Raw genomic sequence first — 17,660 nt, 5'->3', positions numbered from 1 at the left:
GAAGGCTCCTTTATGCGGGAATCTGGTTGAACGGCACGCCCTTGTCGGGGCGATGGTCCTGCGGCAGGCCGAGGATGCGTTCAGCGATGGTGTTCAGCAAAGTCTCGTCTGAGCCGCCCGCGATGCGGCCCGTCGGCGCATTGATCCAGCTCGACGCCCAATCGTCTTTCGGCGAGGCATGCTCGTCGAACAGGAAGGCGCCGGTGCCCTGCAGGTCGAGCGCGAGTTCGGACAGCTTCTGGCGCGAGCGAACCGCGACCAGCTTGTTCAGCGAACCCTCGGGGCCGGGGGTCATCCCGGCTTCCATCATCAGCCGCGCGCGGCGATTGATCGAATCGAGCCCGCTGCGCATCGCATAATTGCGCGCGATCTGCTGGCGGATGCGGCCATCCTCGATCGCCGGCCTGCCGTTGATCCTAAGGTCTTTCGCGAGGTCGACGAACAAGTCGAGGTGCGGGCCGAAGCCGGCGCTGTCGGTCGCAATATAGCGCTCGATCATGAGCGTCGTCATCGCGACCGCGAAGCCGCCGCCGACGGGCGACATGCGATGATCGTCGCTGATCTTCACATCGTCGAAGAAAACCTCGTTCACATGGCTGTCGCCGCCCGCGAGCTTGATCGGACGCACGGTGACGCCGGGCGCCTTCATGTCGACCCAAAAGTAGGTGAGACCCTTGTGCTTGGCGACGGTCGGGTCGGTGCGTACGACGATGACCCCGTAATCGCTATATTGTGCCCAGCTGGTCCAGACCTTTTGTCCGTTGATCTTCCAGCCGTTGCCGTCGGTCTCGGCGCGGGTACGCAGACCGGCAAGGTCGGTGCCGCCCGACGGCTCCGAAAAGAGCTGGCACCATATTTCCTCGCCCCGCAGCGCTTTCAGGACGCGTTCCTTGACGAAGTCCCGGTCGCTGCCGAACTGCATCAGCACCGGAACCGGCATGCCAAGCGAGATGTCGAAATAGACGTTCGGGAAGCCGTGCTGCATCTCCTCGGCCTCGAAGGTGATCTTTTCGATATGGCCAAGGCCCTGGCCACCGAACTCGGTTGGCCAGTTGATCCCGGCATAGCCCGCGTCGAACTTGGCCCTTTGATAGCGGCGGCCAAGCGCGAGATCTTCGTCGACGGTCAGGCCCTTGCGCGCCGCCCGGCCGAAATCCGGCACCATCGATGCGCACCAGGCGGCGGCCTTCGTACGATAGGCTTCGAGATCGCTCATGCGGCGGCTCCTGCAATACGGTCGACCAGCACATCCTCCCAAAAGAAGGGGCCTCCCTGTTCGAGCGCGAGCGTGCGGGCGCGGCGCATATGGAGGTGCAGGCCGATTTCCCACGTCACGCCGATGCCGCCGTGGATCTGGACGCAGTCGCGTGCCGCGGTGTCATAGGCTTCGGTCGCCGACAGGCGTGCGGCAGCCGCGGCCGTGATGAAATCATGCTGACCTTCGCGCGCCGCGGCGTGGATGGCATTCGCGCGGGCGAGTTCGACGAGGCCGTAGAGTTCGGTAATCCGATGTTTGATCGACTGGAACGCCCCGATGGGCTGGCCGAACGCCTTGCGGGTGAGCGCATAATCGCGCGCAATTTCCATCAGCACCTCGGCGCCGCCGGTCTGTTCGTGCGCGGTGACGACCGCTTGTAGCGCGAGGATATGAAGCGCCGCGGCACGCGCGGCCTCTCCCGTGGTGATGGCTTCGGCGTTCGTGCTGGCAAAGTGCAGGTCGGCGATGAGGCGGCTATTGTCGAAGCTCTCGACCAGCTCGCGCTTGACGCCGCTCAGTTCGACGAGCGCCAAGGCGGGCTGGCCGCCGGCGTTGGCCAGGACGACCGCGACATCGGCCGCGTTGCCACCCGAAACTGCGCTGGCGACGCCATTCAGGCGCCCATCGACCAACGCGAGCGGAGGCGTGGAGGGCAGGGGGTCGGCTCCTGCCGCGAAGCAGATCGCGCCGATAATCTCGCCGCTCGCGAGGCCGGGCAGCCAGCGATGCTTCTGCGCTTCGGAACCATAGAGCTGGATAGCCTTCGCAACCCCGAAGCCAGATGTGAGGAAGGGCGCGCCACTGAGGGTGCGCCCCGCCTGATGTGCAATGAGACCCATTTCGACGAGGCCAAGCGACAGGCCGCCATAAGCTTCGGGCAGGGCGAGCGCCGTCCAGCCCTGCTCCTTCGCAATGGTCCAGAATCCTTCATGATAGCGCCCGCTCTCCTCAAGCAGCGGGAGCAGGTCGTCCTTGCTGATCCGCGCCTCAAGAATGCGGCGCGACTCGCTCGCGATCGCCTGCTGTCCTTCGTCGTGCAAAATCGACACCGGCCCGACTCCTCTACCCTTATCGTTTCCGCCCATCATCCGGACGTTAACGTAAACGTCAAGCGTTTTGGCGCTACGGATGGACGACCGTCAGCTGGCACATCATCAGACCAACCCGGCTTTCCAGTCGCGGCGGATCTTCTTGGCGAGGCTCCATTTATGGACTTCGGTCGGGCCGTCGTAGATGCGGAAGGCGCGGACTTCGCGAAAGACCTGTTCGACGATCGTCCGGTCGGTGACGCCGGTGCCCCCCATCACCTGGACACAGCGATCGGCGACGCGCATCAGCGCTTCGGACACCGCTACCTTCGCCATCGAGCTTTCGACGGTGCCGAGCGAGCCCGTATCGAGCACCGTGGCGCACCAGTCGATCATCAGTTCGGCCTGTTTGATGTCGATCATATTTTCCGCGAGCATGAAGCCGACGCCTTCATGGTCGATCAGCGGCTTGCCGAACGCCTCGCGGCGGTTGGCATAGTCGGTGGCGATCTCGTGCGCGCGCATGCAGGCGCCCAGCCAGCGCATGCAATGCGACAGGCGGGCAGGCGACAGCCGCACCTGGGCGTAGCGAAAGCCTTCGCCCGCCTCGCCCAGCATCTGGTCGGCGGGGATGCGCAAGTCTTCGATGGTCAGCGTCGCATGGCCGCCGGGCATCGAGCTGTCGATCGTGTTCGGCACCTCGTCGATGCGGATCGCGGGATCGGGCAGGTCGACCAGGAACATGCACGCGCCTTGCTCGGCCTTCGCCATCACGATGCCGACGCGTGCACCTTGCGCCCCGGTTATGAACGTCTTGCGCCCGTTAACGACCCAATGATTGCCGTCGAGATGGCACGTCGTCTTCATCATCGACGGGTCGGACCCGGCGCCGCCCTCGTCGGCCGGCTCGGTCATGAAGAAAGCCGAACGCACGCGCCCCTCGACCATCGGCTTCAGGAAACGCTCCTTCAACTCCGGACTGCCTTCCTTGCCCAGAAGATACATGTTGCCCTCGTCGGGCGCCATCGTGTTGCAGGCGAGCGGGCCAAGAGGGGAGAGGCCGCTCCTGATCAGCACGACCGCAGTCTCGCGCTGGTTGAGGTGGCTGCCGTCGCTCAGGATATGCGGCGTCAGCACACCCGCGGCGCGGGCATGCTCGCGCATCTCCATGACCAGCTCGTCGGTCGGCGCGCCATGATGGTCGCGGCGCGGATCCTTCTCATAGGGAACGACGATTTCGCGGACAAAAGCCTCGACCTTATCCGCAATCGCCAACGCCCGGTCCGATACGCCTTCGCTCATCACCATTTCCCTCTCCCAAATCCATACCGATCAACCCGACGTTGACGTAAGCGTCAAGTTAATTCATGGGCAAAGCCGATGCTGCCGTAGGGGCAACAATCTGAAGAAGGGATAGGGCATGGCTTTCAAAACGCGCATCACGGAAATGCTAGGCATCGCGCACCCGATCGTTCAGGGCGGGATGCAGAGCGTCGGCTATGCCGAACTGGCCAGCGCGGTGTCGAACGCCGGCGGCCTCGGTATCCTGACCGCATTGACCCAGCCGAGCCCCGCGGCGCTGCGCGACGAGATCGAGCGTTGCCGCGCGATGACCGACAAGCCCTTCGGCGTCAACATGACGGTGTTTCCGACGATCAACGCGCCCGACTACAAAGCCTATGCACAGGCGATCATCGACGGCGGCGTCAAGATCGTCGAAACGGCGGGCACGCAGGCGGTGCGGGAGATTTGGGAGATGCTGAAGCCGCATGGCGTCACCATCCTGCACAAATGCACGGCCGTCCGCCATGCGCTGTCGGCGGAGAAAGCGGGCTGCGACATCATTTCGATCGACGGCTTCGAGTGCGCCGGCCATCCTGGCGAAGACGACATCCCGGGTCTGATCCTGATCCCCGCGGCGGCCGACAAGGTGAAGATACCGATGCTCGCATCGGGTGGTTTCGGCGACGGCCGCGGCCTCGTCGCGGCGCTGACCCTCGGCGCCGAGGGCATCAATATGGGCACGCGCTTCTGCGCGACGGTGGAGGCGCCGATCCACGACAATGTGAAACAGGCCTATGTCGACAATGACGAGCGCGGCAGCTTCCTGATCTTTCGCAGCCTCAAGAATACGGCGCGGGTCGGCAAGAGCGCGGTGTCCGAAGAGGTGGTACGCCGTCTGGCGCAGCCCGACGCGACCTTTGCCGACGTCGCCGAACTGGTGAACGGGCAGGCGGGTCGCGAACTGCTCGAAACCGGGGACCTGTCGAAGGGCGTTTTCTGGGCGGGCATGGTACAGGGGCTGATCCACGATATCCCGACCTGCCAGCAACTGATCGACCGCATCATCGGCGATGCCGAGGCCATCATCGACCAGCGGCTCGCCAATTTCCGGACCTGATCGCGAAAATCGTCGACGCCTCCTTGCGGCCCCGCGGCCGGTGCCGCTATGCTGCCGCTATCGTTCAAGCCGGCAAGGCTACCCGCCGGATCGCAAGAGGGCGTTTTGATCACCACCGAACATAAGGGCTTTGTCGGCGTCCGCCTGACCGCCGACGTGCGCGGCGACGAGAATGATCCTGCGGTGCTGCTGCTTCCCGATGCCGGCGAAGGCCAGGCGGGCTGGCAGAAGGTTGCCGAAGCGCTCGTCCTGTCGGGGCGGCGGGTCATCAGCCTGGATCTGCGCGGCAGCGCCGCCGATTGGAGTAGCGCCGACCGGGCGGCGCATGTGGAGGATCTGCGCGCCGTTCTGGCGCAGCTCGGGTCGCGGCCCGTCGTCGTGGCGGCGCGGCGCGGCGGGTGGATCGCTCTCAATGCCCTCGTGACAGATGGCGCGTTTCTTGCCGCCGGCCTGGTGCTCGTCGATATGCCGGTCGATCAGGCCTCGACGGAGACGGCCGCGCGGCTGGCGCTGCCGACTCTTGTGATCCGTGGCGGTTTCAGTCCCTCCGAATGCACGCCAGCCGGCGATGCGTTCAACGCGGCGCTGCCGATCGGCGAAAGCGTCGACATCGAGGACGCCGACATGGCGCTTGCGGCGGATCGCACCGAAGCATTGCTGGGGCAGCTGCTCGATTTCATCGAGCGCCGTCAGCCCCGCGAAGCGGTCGAGTTTCGCGCCGGGTCGGACCCGCGCACGCTGCGCGATGCGATGGGCTGTTTCGCGACGGGGATCACCATCGTGACCGCGCTCGACGGCAACGGGATGCCGGCCGGGCTCACTGCGAACAGCTTCACCTCGGTCTCGCTCGATCCGCCGCTGCTCCTCGTGTGCGTGGCGAACACCTCGGGCACCGCGCCCGTCTTGCGCGACGCGTCGCACTTTGGCGTCAACGTGCTTCAGATCGGGCAGCAGCCCGCGTCGAACCGCTTCGCGACCAAGGGCGAGGATCGCTTCGCCAACCTGCCTTGGGCGCCCGGTGAAACGGGGGTGCCTTTGCTCGGCGGCTCGCTCGTATCGTTCGAATGCCAGCGCGAGTCGCTGCACGAGGCGGGCGATCATTTCATCCTGATCGGCCGCGTCGTCCGCGCCCAGTTCGAGCCACACCGCGATCCCCTGCTGTATTTCCGGGGCAAGTACCGCCGCCTCCATTTCGCCTGATCCGTCCAGATCATGCCCGTATGACACGGTACGTCGCGGATCGTCCGGTTCCCGGCGAGGAATTCGCCTGAAAATCCGTGATCATTTCCCAAGATGGTGAGCCCTGCTGGGTTCGAACCAGCGACCTACTGATTAAAAGTCAGTTGCTCTACCGACTGAGCTAAGGGCCCATCCCGGAAAAGGAGCCGCCGCCCTAGTGCGCCTCGGCGCTGCGGTCAACCGGCTTGGGGCGGATCAGCCGCGCGGCGAGCTGGCGGATGGATCGGCGCGTCAGCGGATGCCGCCATTCGGGTGCGATCATACGCAGGGGGCCGAGCACGAAAGCGCGTTCGGCGAGCGCGGGATGCGGGATCGTGACGTCGGGGTCGCTCCATGCGCCGCCCGACCAGAGCAGGATATCGAGATCGAGCGTCCGCGCGCTCCAGCGTTGGCCCGAACGGCGGCCGAACTCGGCTTCGATGGCCTGCAGCCGTTCGAGCATCTCCGGCGGGCTAAGCGGCGAGGCCACGAGCGCGACGGCGTTCGCGTAGCGTCGCCGCGAGGGGCCGATCGGATCGCTCGCGATGATCGGGCTGACATCGACGGGTTCGACATCGGCGGCTTCGAGCGCGTCCAGCGCAGCGAGCAGGACCTGCCGCGGATCGCCATGGCGCGCATGACGGCGGTTCGAGCCGAGGCCGATCGCGTAAAGCGGCAAAGGGCCATGGCAAGCTGGCGTTGCACTGGTCATCATGGGGCGACTATCGCAGTGCGGTGGAGATTGTAAGCCCTTTGCCCGGAACCGAGCCGCCGCGCGACTGCGCGCGCTGTCCGCGTCTCGCCGCATTTCGCCACCAATGCCGGGCCGAATATCCCGACTGGTGGAATGCGCCGGTCTACGCCTTTGGGAACCCGGAGGCTTGGCTTGCATTCGCCGGCCTCGCACCGGGAAAGCACGGCGCCAACCGCACGGGCAGGCCGTTCACGGGCGATTATGCGGGCGACCTGCTGTTCGCGACCCTCGCCCAATTCGGGCTCAGCCGCGGAGCCTATGATGCGCGTGTCGACGACGGGCTGACGCTCGACGGCGCGATCATCGTCAACAGCGTCAAATGCCTGCCGCCGCAGAACAAGCCGACTCCAAAGGAGATCGCGAGCTGCCGCCCCTATTTCGAGGCGCAGCTGGCGGCTCTGCCGACGGTGCGCGTCATCGTCGCGCTCGGCCGCATTGCCCATGAAGCAGTGTTGCGCGCGGCCGGTGTCCGGCTAGCCGCCTATCCTTTCGCGCATGGCGCGACGCATGCGCTGCCCGACGGTCGCCACCTGGTCGATAGCTATCACTGCTCGCGCTACAACACGAACACGGGTCGGCTGACGCCCGAGATGTTCGCCGACGTGTTCCGGACGGCGCTCTCGCTGCGCGGTCAGACGAGCGGACGGAACTCCTCGACCACCGCGCGGTAGAGCTGGCGCTTGAAGGGAACGATCAGCGTTTCGAGTTCGTCGAGTTCGGCCCAGCGCCAGGCCCGGAATTCCTGGTGCTTCGTCGCGATATTGATATCGCTGTCCTCGCCCATGAAACGCATCAGGAACCAATATTGACGCTGGCCGCGATATTTGCCGCCCCACATCTTGCCCATAAGATGATCGGGCAGGTCATAGAAATGCTCGGTCTTGCTGCGCGCGATAATCTCGACCAGCCCGCCATGAACGCCGGTTTCCTCGCCCAGTTCGCGGATCGCGGCCTCTTCGGCATCCTCGCCGGGGTCGATTCCGCCCTGCGGCATCTGCCACGCTTCGGAGGAGGAATCGAGGCGCTGGCCGACGAAGATGCGGCCGTCGCGGTTCGCCAGCATCACGCCGGCGCAGGGGCGGTAGGGGAGATTGTCGTCACTCATGCAGCGGCTTCGGTGACGAGCGCCTTCAATGCTGTCAAGGCGCCGCGGATGTCATCCCTGGCGCTCGGAATGGCCTGCGACAGGTTGATATAGCCGTGGATCGTTCCGGCGCCCTCGCGATAGACGGTCGTGACGCCCGCTTCGACCAGCTTGGCGGCATAGGCGCGGCCCTGGTCGCGCAGCGGGTCGAGCCCGGCGGTCACCAACACGGTCGGGGGCATACCCTTGGCGGGGAAGTCGAGCGGCGCGGCGCGATAGTCGGCGGGATCGGCGGCATAATGATTGCCGAACCAGGCCATGCTGCCCTGCGTCAGCAAATGGCCTTCGCCGAAATCGCGATAGCTTTGCCAGTCGTCGTGCGTCGCCACCGCAGGATAGATGGGATGGATCGCCAGCACGGGCTTCGATGCCGGCTTGTCGCGCAGGGTCAGCGCGGTGGCGATGGTCAGGTTGCCGCCGGCGCTTTCGCCGGCCAGCACCAGACCCGTACAGGGAATATTGTCGGCGACCCAGCGCGTCGCGGCCTCGCAGTCGTCGGGCGCGGCGGGGAAGGGATGTTCGGGCGCAAGGCGATAATCGACCGCGACCACGGGCATGTCGAGCTGCCGCGCGGCTTCGGCGCACCAGCCGTCGTGCGTGTCGAGATCGCCGATCACCCAGCCGCCCCCGTGATAGAAAACCAGTACCGGGCCGGCCTCGCGGTCGGGACGGCTGTCATAAATGCGGATCGGGATGTCGCCCGCGGGACCGGGGATCGTGCGGTCTTCGACCCTGGCGATCTCGCCGCGCGGGCTGTCGGCCATCTGCGCCATCGCCCGGAACATTTCGCGCGCAGCCCCGGCGGGCAGCTCCTCCATCTTGGGCCCCTCCTGCGCGTTGAGGAAAGCCAGAAAGGCGGCCACATCGGGGCGGGTATAGTGCGTCGTGCCGTCGGTCATCCTGTCCATCCCTTATCCGTTATGGGACCTTGCTATTCGGCATCGGCGGCGCAAATTCAATCGCGAAATGAAACCCACCGGGCGCTCGTCCTTTGCAGCGCACAATTTTTTCTGAATTGCGGCGACGCGCGCACGGGCCTAGGCCCATGTCACAGGTTCGCAAGATTCAAAGGCAGATACAGAAAATGGCGACAGCGGTAGAGGACAGGGCCGACAATCGGCCGTCCCCCCTTTCGGATGCAGTGGTAGTTCGATTTGCAGGTGACAGCGGCGACGGGATGCAATTGACCGGCGGTCAGTTCACGCTGTCGTCGGCGCTGGCGGGCAACGACTTCGCGACCTTCCCGGACTTCCCGGCCGAAATCCGCGCGCCGCAGGGAACGCTGTTCGGCGTCTCGGCCTTCCAGATCAATTTCGGCTCGTCCGCGATCGAGACCGCCGGCGACGCGCCGGACGTGCTGGTCGCGATGAACCCCGCAGCGCTCAAGACCAACGTGCCGCAACTGAAGCAGGGCGGCCTGATCATCGCCGACGAGGGCGAGTTCAACGACCGCAACCTTGCCAAGGCGAAGTATGACGCCAACCCGCTCGACGACGGCAGCCTCGCCAAATGGCAGCTGCTCAAGCTCAACATCAGCCAGCTGACGATGGACGCGGTGAAGCCCTTCGGCCTCGGCAACAAGGAAGCGCTGCGCTGCAAGAATATGTGGACGCTGGGGCTCGCGCTATGGATGTTCGACCGCGACCGCCAGCCGCTGATCGACTGGCTCAACGCCAAGTTTGCAAAAGACCCGAACCTCGCCGCCGCCAACGTCGCGGCGCTGAACGCCGGCCACGCCTATGGCGAGACCGCGGAACTGGCGGGGCCGCTCAAGCAGCATCATGTCGATCCCGCGCCCGTCGCGCCAGGCCTTTATCGCACCCTGACCGGCGCCGAGGGTATCGCGCTCGGCCTCGTTGCGGGCGCCCAGCTTGCCAAGCTGCCGATGTTCTTCGGCGGCTATCCGATCACGCCTGCGTCGGCGATTCTGCACCATCTGTCGCGGCTCAAGGAATATGACGTCACGACCTTTCAGGCCGAGGACGAAATCGCCGCGATCTGCTCGGCCATCGGCGCCAGCTACGGCGGCTCGCTTGGCGTGACCAGTTCGTCGGGCCCGGGCATCGCGCTGAAGGGCGAGGCGATGGGCCTTGCGATCATGACCGAGCTGCCGCTGGTCATCGTCAATTCGCAGCGCGGCGGCCCCTCGACCGGGCTGCCGACCAAGACCGAGCAGTCGGACCTGTATCAGGCGGTCTATGGCCGCAACGGCGACGCGCCGATGCCGGTGATCGCCGCGCGCTCGCCCGGCGACGCGTTTGAATGCGCGATCGAGGCGGTGCGCATTGCGGTGCAATATATGACCCCGGTGATGCTGCTGACCGACGGCTATATCGCCAATGCGGCCGAGCCGTGGGCGGTCCCCGACCTTGAAAGCTATGAGGCGTTCCCGGTCGAATTTCTGACCGAAGCGCCGGCGGACGGTTTCAAACCCTATGGCCGCGACGAAAAGCTCAAGCGCCCATGGGTCAAGCCCGGCACCCCTGGTCTGCTCCACCGCATCGGCGGGATCGAGAAGGAAATCGATACCGGGCACATCAACTATGAATCTTCGAACCACCAGGCGATGACCGATATCCGCAAGGCCAAGGTCGACGGCGTCAAGGTGCCCGACCAGATCGTCGAACTCGGCGCCGAGGGCGGCAAGCTCGCGGTCGTCGGCTGGGGCTCGACCTTCGGCCCGATCCACCAGGCGGTGCGCCGCAAGCGCGCCGAGGGCAAGGACGTCAGCCATATCCATATCCGCCACATCTGGCCGCTTCCCGCCAATCTCGGCGAGCTGCTCAAGAGCTACGACAAGGTGATCGTCCCCGAAATGAACACCGGCCAGCTCAAGACTGTGCTGCGCGACCAGTATCTGGTCGATGCCCGGCCCGTGAACAAGGTATCCGGCCAGCCCTTTACCATTGCCGAAATCGAAGCCGCGATCGAAGGAGCGCTCGCATGAACGAGATGACGACCATCGCCCGCACGACGACGCTCAAGGATTGGGAAACCGATCAGGAAGTCCGCTGGTGCCCCGGCTGCGGCGACTATGCGATTCTGAAGGCGGTGCAGCGCACGATGCCGGAGATCGGCACGACGCCCGAGAATACCGTGTTCATCAGCGGCATCGGCTGCTCGTCGCGCTTTCCCTATTATATGGAGACCTATGGCTTCCACACGATCCACGGCCGCGCGCCGGCATTCGCGACGGGACTGAAGCTCGCGAACCCGAACCTCGACATCTGGATCGTCACCGGCGACGGCGATGGGCTGTCGATCGGGGGCAACCACACGATGCACCTGATCCGCCGCAATCTCGATTGCCAGATCATGCTGTTCAACAACGAGATCTATGGCCTGACCAAGGGGCAATATTCGCCGACCAGCCGGGTCGGCACGACGAGCCCGTCGACGCCTTACGGTTCGGTCGATCGCCCGGCGCAGCCTGCGGCGTTCGCGCTCGGCGCCGGCGCTCGGTTCGTCGCGCGCGGCTTCGACGTGTCGAAGGAATTGCCGAATGTGCTGAAGGCGGCGCATGCCCACAAGGGCGCAGCCTTTATCGAAATTTTTCAGAACTGTATCGTCTACAACAAGGACGTTTTCGAGGATTTCGCCGCGCCGAAGGGCGCCGAGGACCGCCAGCTCTGGCTCAAGAATGGCGAACCGATGCTCTATGCCAAGGGCACCAAGGGCATCGCGCTCGACGCCGATGAACTGCATCTCAAGACCGTCGATGTCGTCAATGGCGACTGGGAAGCGGCGGGCGTGATCGTCCACGACGTGACGAACCGCAGCGTCGCCCACATGCTCGTCGAAATGCGCTTCGGCGAATTCCCGATGGCGCTCGGCGTCCTCTATGACGATCCGCGCCCGACCTTCGAAGCCGATGTCGTCCGCCAGAACAAGGCGGCTAGCGAGGGCAAGACCGCCGATCTGCAGAGCTTGCTGAAGAAGGGCCAAACCTGGACCGTGACTGATGGCGGTCCGGAGCTTTAACGTCGCGCGTTGAAGGGTTTCGCGCAAAGACGCAAAGACACTAAGAAGGGGTGGGGATTGCCGGCCGACATCGAGTCCTTGGCAAATGTCGCGGTAGATTGCGGTTTTCATATCCATCGCGATATCGGGCCAGGGCTGTTGGAATCGGCTTATGAACTGCTGCTCGCCGAAAGCCTTGCGTCACGAGGATTGGCGGTCGAGCGTCAGGTTTCGGTTCCCCTCAGCGCCAATGGCATCGTCATAGACAATGCCTTTCGAGCCGATCTGATCGTCGAACACACACTGCTCATTGAAATCAAATCGACCGAGCAGCACGCCCCTGTCCACGCGAAGCAACTGCTCACCTATCTGCGCCTCATGCGCTTGCCCCTGGGATTGCTCATGAATTTCGGAACGGCGACCTTCAAGGAGGGTGTTCGCCGCGTTGTGAACAACTATGCCCAAAGGGCCTGATTTTCTTTTCTTCTTTGTGTCTTTGCGTCTTTGCTCGAAACGTCTTTTTATTCTTTTTATTCCCCAAGGCCGGAACTCATGGACAATCTGACGCACAGCCTCGTCGGCGCGATCATCGGCCAACTTGGGCTGAAGAACAAGACCGGGCTCGCGATGCCCACGCTGATCGTCGCCGCGAATATTCCCGACATCGACGCCGCCTGCACCGTCTACGGCCAGCTTTCGCTTTCGATGCGCCGCGGGATCACGCATGGGCCGATCGCGCTGCTCGTCCTGCCGCTGATTCTCTGGGCGCTGATGATCGCGTTTGATCGGTGGCAGACCAAGCGCGGCAAGCGCCCCGCGAACCGGCTGCCGATCCACAAGGGTTGGCTCCTCGCGCTTGCGTATATCGGCTGCCTCAGCCATCCTGCGCTCGACTGGCTCAACACTTACGGCATCCGCCTGCTCGAGCCGTTCAGCCATCGCTGGTTCTATGGCGACACGCTGTTCATCATCGACCTCTGGATTTGGCTGGCGCTCGGCGCGTCGCTCTGGCTATCGTTGCGCCGGGAGCGCAAGGGCTCGCCCGCCTGGCAGCGGCCGGCATGGGCCGGTTTCACGGCCGTGTGCGCCTATATCTTCGCCAACGGGGCGATGACGGGCCATGCCGAGGCCCAAGCGTCGGAATTGCTCCGGAGAAGCGGGCAGGGCGGCGCGCTCGTCGTGGCTAGCCCGCCCCCGCTGGCGTTCTGGAAACGCGATATTTTCTGGCGGCGCCATGGATTTTACGGCAGCGGCAATTATGCGCTTGGCGCGGGCAGTACGGTCGAGCCAGGCGTCCCTGACGGCATGAACGACCTGCGGCTGGAAAGCTGGATCAAGGCCGATCCCGCCGCGCGCGCGTTTTTGTTCTGGTCGCGCATGCCCGTCGCCGAACCCGAAGGCGACGCGATCGTTCTGCGCGATCAGCGATATATGCAACCTTTGGCGCGCGACCGCTTTACTGTCCGTGTGACGGCGCCCGACACCGCAAGCCATCCCGAATGACCAAGCCCAGCATCATCTGGTTCCGCCGCGATCTCCGCCTGTCGGATCAGGCGGCGCTCGCCGCCGCCGCCGCTGCAGGTCCGGTCATTCCCGTCTATATTCTCGACGATGAGACGCCCAAACATCGTGCCATGGGCGGGGCGTCGCGCTGGTGGCTCCACCATAGCCTTGCCAGCCTGGATGCCGGCCTTCGCGAAATGGGATCGCGGCTGATCCTGCGCCGCGGCAAGGCCGATGAGCAGTTGGCTGATATCGCCAAGGAAACGGGGGCCAGCGACGTCCATTGCCTTCGCCACTATGAACCTTGGTGGCGGAACGCAGAACGCGCTGTTTCGAAGCAGCTGAACCTCATCTGTCACGACGGGAACTACCTCGCGCCGCCCGGATCGGTGACCACCGGCAGCGGTGGTCTCTACAAGATTTACACGCCGTTCTGGCGCGCGCTGAAAGAGCAAATGCCGCCGCCGCCGACCGCAAACCGCCCGCGCGAGATTGCAGCGGCGCCCAAATGGCCGAAATCGGACGAGCTTTCCGGGTGGAAGCTGCTGCCGGTCAATCCCGATTGGGCTGCCGGCTTCGCCACGGAATGGACACCCGGCGAAGACGGCGCCCGCCGCCGGGTCGCCGATTTCGTCGATGAAGCCGCCGATTACGACCGACGCCGCAACCTCCCGTCCGAAGAAGGCAGCTCGCGCCTGTCGCCGCACCTGCATTTCGGCGAGGTTTCGCCGGCTTATGTCTGGCACCGCCTCGCCGATGCCGGCGGGTCGGTCGACGTTTTTCTCGGCGAGGTCGGCTGGCGCGACTATGCGCAGAATGTCATCCTGCAATTTCCGGACTATGGCGGCCGCAGCGCGCGCGAAGCCTTCGATCATATGCCGTGGCGGACGGGAGAGCAGGCCGACCGGGACATGCGGCGCTGGCAACGCGGCCAGACGGGTTACCCGATCGTCGATGCGGGGATGCGCCAGCTGTGGGCGACGGGCTGGATGCACAATCGCGTCCGGATGATCGCGGCCAGTTTCCTGATCAAGCATCTGCTGATCGACTGGCGCCGGGGCGAACAATGGTTCTGGGATACGCTGGTCGATGCCGATTACGGCAACAACAGCGTCAACTGGCAGTGGGTGGCGGGTACGGGCGTGGACAGCAACATGTTTCCCCGCATCATGGCGCCGCTGACCCAGTCGGAGAAGTTCGACGCGGCGAGCTATATTCGCCAATGGGTGCCCGAACTGGCGGCGCTCGACAACGGGACGATTCATGATCCCGACGAGGCCGGTCGGCGGCCCGCCAGCTATCCGGCGAAAATCATCGGACATCGCGAGGCGCGCGCCCGCGCGCTGGCCGCGTATGACGTCATGAAGGCGCACGACAACTGATTGTCAGGCGGCCGCATTTGCGGCAGGAGGCGACAATGAACACGCATGTCAGCCCTCGTCGCGGCAAGGAATTGCTGCGGGCCGACCGGGTCTTTCGCTCGGGCGGGGGACTGGCGCAGTTGATGTCGCTGGCGCCCGCGGGCTTTTTCCATCACCGGCTCGACCAGATCGACAGCGGCCTCGCTTACGGCACCCTGGAAGGGCACCTGCCCGACGGCAGCGTCCGCATCCTGGGCGGGCGCGGCAAGGGGCCGACGGCGGTCGTGCATTTGCACAGCTGGGCGGCGATCGTCCGTTTGGCGCTGTCGGGATCGGTGGGCTGGTATCGCGCCTGGGATATGGGCGAATGGTCGTCGCCTGATCCGGTGCCGCTGTTCGACCTGTTCATGCGCAACGGCGAGACGCTCGGCAACGCCGGACGTGCCCGTGGGCCGCTCCGCTGGCTTAACCGCGCCGCGCATTTTCTGAACCGCAACAGCCGGGCGGGCTCGCGGCGGAATATCCACGCGCATTATGACCTCGGCAACGACTTCTACCGCCTCTGGCTCGATCAGGGGATGAATTATTCCAGCGCGTTGTTCGACGATGCCGGCATGTCGCTCGAAGAGGCGCAGACGGCCAAGATCGACGCCATTCTCGACCGGCTCGACCTCCGCTCGGGCGGTCGCTTGCTCGAAATCGGCTGCGGCTGGGGGGCGCTTGCCGAACGCGCGGTGGAGCGGCACGATGTGCTCTATACCGGCATCACCCTGTCGCCCTCCCAGGCGGAGGTCGCGGACGACCGACTGCGCGCCATCGATCTGACCGGCCGTTCGCGCATCGAAATCCGCGATTATCGCGACGCCAAGGGCCCCTATGACGCGATCGTCAGCGTCGAGATGGTCGAGGCAGTGGGCCAGGCCTATTGGCCCGCCTATCTCGATGCGATCGCGCGGATGCTGCGTCCCGGCGGGCGCGCCGCGATCCAGTATATCCTCATCGACGATGCGCTGTTCGAGCGTTATGCGGCGAGCAGCGACTTCATCCAGGCCTATATCTTCCCCGGCGGTTGCCTGATCTCCGAAAGCCGCTTCCGCGCGCTCGCTGCCGAGCGCGGGCTTGTCTGGCGCGACGTGAAGCATTTCGGCGGCTGTTATGCCGAGACGCTGCGTCAGTGGCGCGAGCGGTTCGATGCCGCGGTCGGTGCAGGCCAGCTTCCGGCGGGCTTCGACGAGCGCTTCGTGCGGCTCTGGCGCTATTATCTGCAATATTGCGAAGGGGGTTTCCGCGGCGGCGGCATCGACGTCGCGCAGGTTACGCTCGAAAAAACAGCCTGAAAACAGGAGGGGAGAGACAGATGCGACGATTATTGGCGGCCGCGCTCCTGTGCGCGGCAGCGGGAGCCGGCGTTCCCGCATCCACGCAAACCACCGATAATCTGCCAAAGGATCTCAACGTGCTCTTCTGGACCCAGGATCAACGCGACGTCGCCTTTCGCACGATGGAGACGGTTCCAAAGGTCGTCGTCAACACGATCAGGGCCGGCGGCACCGTCTATCCGCTGCCGCAGGGCAAGCCGCTCGACATCGGCCTCGACGTCGATGCGCATATGGCGAAGCAGCGCAACGCCGGGCTGATCATCGTGCAGGACGGCCAGATCCGGCTCGAAAAATATGCGCTGGGTTATGACGGCGGCGGACGCTGGACCAGCTTCTCGGTCGCCAAGAGCTTCACGTCGACCCTCGTCGGCGCGGCGGTAAAGGACGGCTATATCAAGAGCCTGGACGACAAGGTCACCGCTTACATTCCGGGCCTCAAGGGCTCGGCCTATGACGATGTCAGCGTGCGCCAGCTGCTCACCATGACGTCGGGCGTCAAATGGAACGAGGATTATACCGATCCCAAGTCCGATGTCGCGCAGTTCAACCTGCAAAAGCCGGTCGCGGGGGAGGACATAACCGTCAGCTATATGAAGACCTTGCCGCGCGAAGCGCCCGCCGGGTCGAAATGGGTGTACAAGACCGGCGAGACCAATCTGATCGGCGTGCTCGTGTCCAGCGCGACGGGCAAGACGCTCTCCGACTATCTCTCGGAAAAGGTGTGGAAGCCTTTCGGGATGGAGCAGGATGCAGTGTGGATGCTTGGCCCGACGGGACACGAGATCAGCGGCTGCTGCATCTCGGCGAGCCTGAAGGACTATGCGCGATTGGGCCAATTCATCCTGAATGGCGGCGTCGCGGGCGGGCAGAAGGTGCTGCCCGAAGACTGGCTCGCATCCGCGACCACCAAGCAGGCGGGAATCGATCAGCCGGGTCGCGGTTATGGCTATCAATGGTGGACCAACGACGACGGCAGTTTCGCCGCGCAGGGCATTTTCGGTCAGGGGATATTCATCGATCCCAAGCGCAAGCTGGTGATCGCATCGAACGGCAACTGGCCGACGGCAACCGACCCCGAGGGTGTCGGCAAGGCGCGCGAGGCGTTTTACAAGGCCGTGCAGGTGGCCGTCGACAGGGAAGGCGCCAGATAAGTTAGAACGTCGCCCCCGCGAAGGCGGGGGCCGCTGGCAGCCTTGCGCTATGCCGATTGTGGCCCCCGCCTTCGCGGGGGCGACGGACTTATTCGCTAATGATTCTAGTCGCGCGTTGCGCAAGCCATGCGGCAGCGACGGGCACAAGGACGGCGAGAACGAGAATCCACCATTCGTCGAGAGGTGTGACGGCACGATAGAGTGCGGCGCCAATAACGGAGCCCGCAACGACCCAGCCTGCGCCGGTGCCGACCGAAACCCGCATCGCAAGCCAGCTACCAGCAAACGTGCCGACGAACCAGCCAACGATAAGCGCTAACGTAGGTGCCAGCGGAACGAAGGTTTCACCGGTATCGAGATTTTCGACGCTGGGCGATATTGCATTGCCGGCAATCCAGAAGACAGTCAGCAGCCCGAACGCCACAACGATGCCGATCACCGCGGCAATCACCGTCCGCAAAATATTCTTGGTCATTCCCGCGCCCTCGCAAGCCCTCTTATGC

Annotated in this window: 17 protein-coding genes and 1 tRNA gene; 10 read left to right on the top strand and 8 right to left on the bottom strand. The window is 64.6% G+C overall.

The window, feature by feature from the left end; all coding sequences use genetic code 11:
• Positions 1-10: 10 nt before the first annotated feature.
• The 3 genes from ATE67_RS05580 to ATE67_RS05570 form a co-directional block, all read right to left on the bottom strand.
• The gene (locus tag ATE67_RS05580) at positions 11-1,216 is read right to left on the bottom strand and encodes an acyl-CoA dehydrogenase family protein (RefSeq protein ID WP_058815617.1); all 1,206 of its coding nucleotides are present in this window, start codon (positions 1,214-1,216) and stop codon (positions 11-13) included.
• A complete protein-coding gene (locus tag ATE67_RS05575) occupies positions 1,213-2,307 on the bottom strand; it encodes an acyl-CoA dehydrogenase family protein (protein ID WP_058815616.1) in 1,095 nt (364 codons plus the stop codon). Before ATE67_RS05575 ends, ATE67_RS05580 begins: the two co-directional genes overlap by 4 nt.
• A 105-nt stretch (positions 2,308-2,412) precedes the next feature.
• On the bottom strand, positions 2,413-3,588 hold the full coding sequence (locus ATE67_RS05570) for an acyl-CoA dehydrogenase family protein (RefSeq protein WP_058815864.1): 1,176 nt from the start codon (positions 3,586-3,588) through the stop codon (positions 2,413-2,415).
• Positions 3,589-3,706: 118 nt separating this feature from the next.
• On the opposite strand from ATE67_RS05570, the gene ATE67_RS05565 reads away from it, so the two are divergent.
• Complete coding sequence (locus ATE67_RS05565; protein ID WP_058815615.1) at positions 3,707-4,687, top strand: NAD(P)H-dependent flavin oxidoreductase; 981 nt, start codon at positions 3,707-3,709, stop codon at positions 4,685-4,687.
• 105 nt (positions 4,688-4,792) lie between these two features.
• Positions 4,793-5,887, top strand: a complete 1,095-nt coding sequence (locus ATE67_RS05560; protein WP_058815614.1) for a flavin reductase — start codon at positions 4,793-4,795, stop codon at positions 5,885-5,887.
• 94 nt (positions 5,888-5,981) lie between these two features.
• On the opposite strand, the gene ATE67_RS05555 is transcribed toward ATE67_RS05560, so the two are convergent.
• Positions 5,982-6,057 (bottom strand) — tRNA-Lys (locus ATE67_RS05555).
• 23 nt (positions 6,058-6,080) lie between these two features.
• Positions 6,081-6,620 carry a 2-amino-4-hydroxy-6-hydroxymethyldihydropteridine diphosphokinase gene (gene folK, locus ATE67_RS05550; protein ID WP_443028733.1) on the bottom strand — a complete coding sequence of 180 codons (540 nt, stop codon included), beginning with the start codon at positions 6,618-6,620 and terminating at the stop codon, positions 6,081-6,083.
• Positions 6,621-6,640: 20 nt separating this feature from the next.
• Between folK and ATE67_RS05545 the strand changes: the two genes are divergently transcribed.
• Entirely contained in the window at positions 6,641-7,330 is a 690-nt protein-coding gene (locus ATE67_RS05545) for a uracil-DNA glycosylase (protein ID WP_058815613.1), read from the top strand.
• On the opposite strand, the gene ATE67_RS05540 is transcribed toward ATE67_RS05545, so the two are convergent.
• Together ATE67_RS05540 and ATE67_RS05535 are read right to left on the bottom strand one after the other, a co-directional pair.
• Entirely contained in the window at positions 7,291-7,764 is a 474-nt protein-coding gene (locus tag ATE67_RS05540) for an RNA pyrophosphohydrolase (protein ID WP_058815612.1), read from the bottom strand. The two genes, ATE67_RS05545 and ATE67_RS05540, sit on opposite strands and share 40 nt — an antisense overlap.
• The gene (locus ATE67_RS05535; RefSeq protein ID WP_058815862.1) at positions 7,761-8,702 is read right to left on the bottom strand and encodes an alpha/beta hydrolase; all 942 of its coding nucleotides are present in this window, start codon (positions 8,700-8,702) and stop codon (positions 7,761-7,763) included. The genes ATE67_RS05540 and ATE67_RS05535 overlap by 4 nt, the downstream gene beginning before the upstream one ends.
• A 185-nt stretch (positions 8,703-8,887) precedes the next feature.
• On the opposite strand from ATE67_RS05535, the gene ATE67_RS05530 reads away from it, so the two are divergent.
• From ATE67_RS05530 to ATE67_RS05500, 7 genes are all read left to right on the top strand, one after another.
• Positions 8,888-10,750: a 2-oxoacid:acceptor oxidoreductase subunit alpha gene (locus ATE67_RS05530; RefSeq protein WP_058815611.1), complete on the top strand. Its 1,863-nt coding sequence runs from the start codon at positions 8,888-8,890 to the stop codon at positions 10,748-10,750.
• Entirely contained in the window at positions 10,747-11,784 is a 1,038-nt protein-coding gene (locus ATE67_RS05525; RefSeq protein ID WP_058815610.1) for a 2-oxoacid:ferredoxin oxidoreductase subunit beta, read from the top strand. Before ATE67_RS05530 ends, ATE67_RS05525 begins: the two co-directional genes overlap by 4 nt.
• Positions 11,785-11,841: 57 nt before the next feature.
• Entirely contained in the window at positions 11,842-12,237 is a 396-nt protein-coding gene (locus ATE67_RS05520; RefSeq protein ID WP_156416916.1) for a GxxExxY protein, read from the top strand.
• A gap of 78 nt (positions 12,238-12,315) precedes the next feature.
• Positions 12,316-13,266: a metal-dependent hydrolase gene (locus ATE67_RS05515; RefSeq protein WP_058815609.1), complete on the top strand. Its 951-nt coding sequence runs from the start codon at positions 12,316-12,318 to the stop codon at positions 13,264-13,266.
• A complete protein-coding gene (locus ATE67_RS05510) occupies positions 13,263-14,648 on the top strand; it encodes a cryptochrome/photolyase family protein (RefSeq protein ID WP_058815608.1) in 1,386 nt (461 codons plus the stop codon). The genes ATE67_RS05515 and ATE67_RS05510 overlap by 4 nt, the downstream gene beginning before the upstream one ends.
• Before the next feature lie 35 nt (positions 14,649-14,683).
• Positions 14,684-15,964, top strand: coding sequence for an SAM-dependent methyltransferase (locus ATE67_RS05505; RefSeq protein WP_058815607.1), 1,281 nt, complete (start codon positions 14,684-14,686; stop codon positions 15,962-15,964).
• Positions 15,965-15,984: 20 nt separating this feature from the next.
• Positions 15,985-17,157: a serine hydrolase domain-containing protein gene (locus ATE67_RS05500; protein WP_058815606.1), complete on the top strand. Its 1,173-nt coding sequence runs from the start codon at positions 15,985-15,987 to the stop codon at positions 17,155-17,157.
• A gap of 88 nt (positions 17,158-17,245) precedes the next feature.
• Here the strand turns inward: ATE67_RS05500 and ATE67_RS05495 are convergent, their stop codons facing one another.
• Entirely contained in the window at positions 17,246-17,632 is a 387-nt protein-coding gene (locus ATE67_RS05495) for a hypothetical protein (RefSeq protein ID WP_058815605.1), read from the bottom strand.
• Positions 17,633-17,660 lie beyond the last annotated feature (28 nt).

The organism is Sphingopyxis sp. H050 (assembly GCF_001468265.1).
Lineage (GTDB): Bacteria > Pseudomonadota > Alphaproteobacteria > Sphingomonadales > Sphingomonadaceae > Sphingopyxis.
Note: the sequence above shows the minus strand (reverse complement) of the source record. Positions and strands in the feature narration are given on the sequence as shown.

Excerpts from the sequence above, each read along its gene's own strand:
- ATE67_RS05540 (WP_058815612.1), bottom strand. The coding sequence starts at position 7,764 with ATGAGTGACGACAATCTCCCCTACCGCCCCTGCGCCGGCGTGATGCTG.
- ATE67_RS05535 (WP_058815862.1), bottom strand. The coding sequence starts at position 8,702 with ATGACCGACGGCACGACGCACTATACCCGCCCCGATGTGGCCGCCTTT.
- ATE67_RS05495 (WP_058815605.1), bottom strand. The coding sequence starts at position 17,632 with ATGACCAAGAATATTTTGCGGACGGTGATTGCCGCGGTGATCGGCATC.
- ATE67_RS05570 (WP_058815864.1), bottom strand. The coding sequence starts at position 3,588 with ATGAGCGAAGGCGTATCGGACCGGGCGTTGGCGATTGCGGATAAGGTC.
- ATE67_RS05500 (WP_058815606.1), top strand. The coding sequence starts at position 15,985 with ATGCGACGATTATTGGCGGCCGCGCTCCTGTGCGCGGCAGCGGGAGCC.
- ATE67_RS05510 (WP_058815608.1), top strand. The coding sequence starts at position 13,263 with ATGACCAAGCCCAGCATCATCTGGTTCCGCCGCGATCTCCGCCTGTCG.
- folK (WP_443028733.1), bottom strand. The coding sequence starts at position 6,620 with ATGATGACCAGTGCAACGCCAGCTTGCCATGGCCCTTTGCCGCTTTAC.
- ATE67_RS05505 (WP_058815607.1), top strand. The coding sequence starts at position 14,684 with ATGAACACGCATGTCAGCCCTCGTCGCGGCAAGGAATTGCTGCGGGCC.
- ATE67_RS05525 (WP_058815610.1), top strand. The coding sequence starts at position 10,747 with ATGAACGAGATGACGACCATCGCCCGCACGACGACGCTCAAGGATTGG.
- ATE67_RS05565 (WP_058815615.1), top strand. The coding sequence starts at position 3,707 with ATGGCTTTCAAAACGCGCATCACGGAAATGCTAGGCATCGCGCACCCG.
- ATE67_RS05580 (WP_058815617.1), bottom strand. The coding sequence starts at position 1,216 with ATGAGCGATCTCGAAGCCTATCGTACGAAGGCCGCCGCCTGGTGCGCA.
- ATE67_RS05515 (WP_058815609.1), top strand. The coding sequence starts at position 12,316 with ATGGACAATCTGACGCACAGCCTCGTCGGCGCGATCATCGGCCAACTT.
- ATE67_RS05530 (WP_058815611.1), top strand. The coding sequence starts at position 8,888 with ATGGCGACAGCGGTAGAGGACAGGGCCGACAATCGGCCGTCCCCCCTT.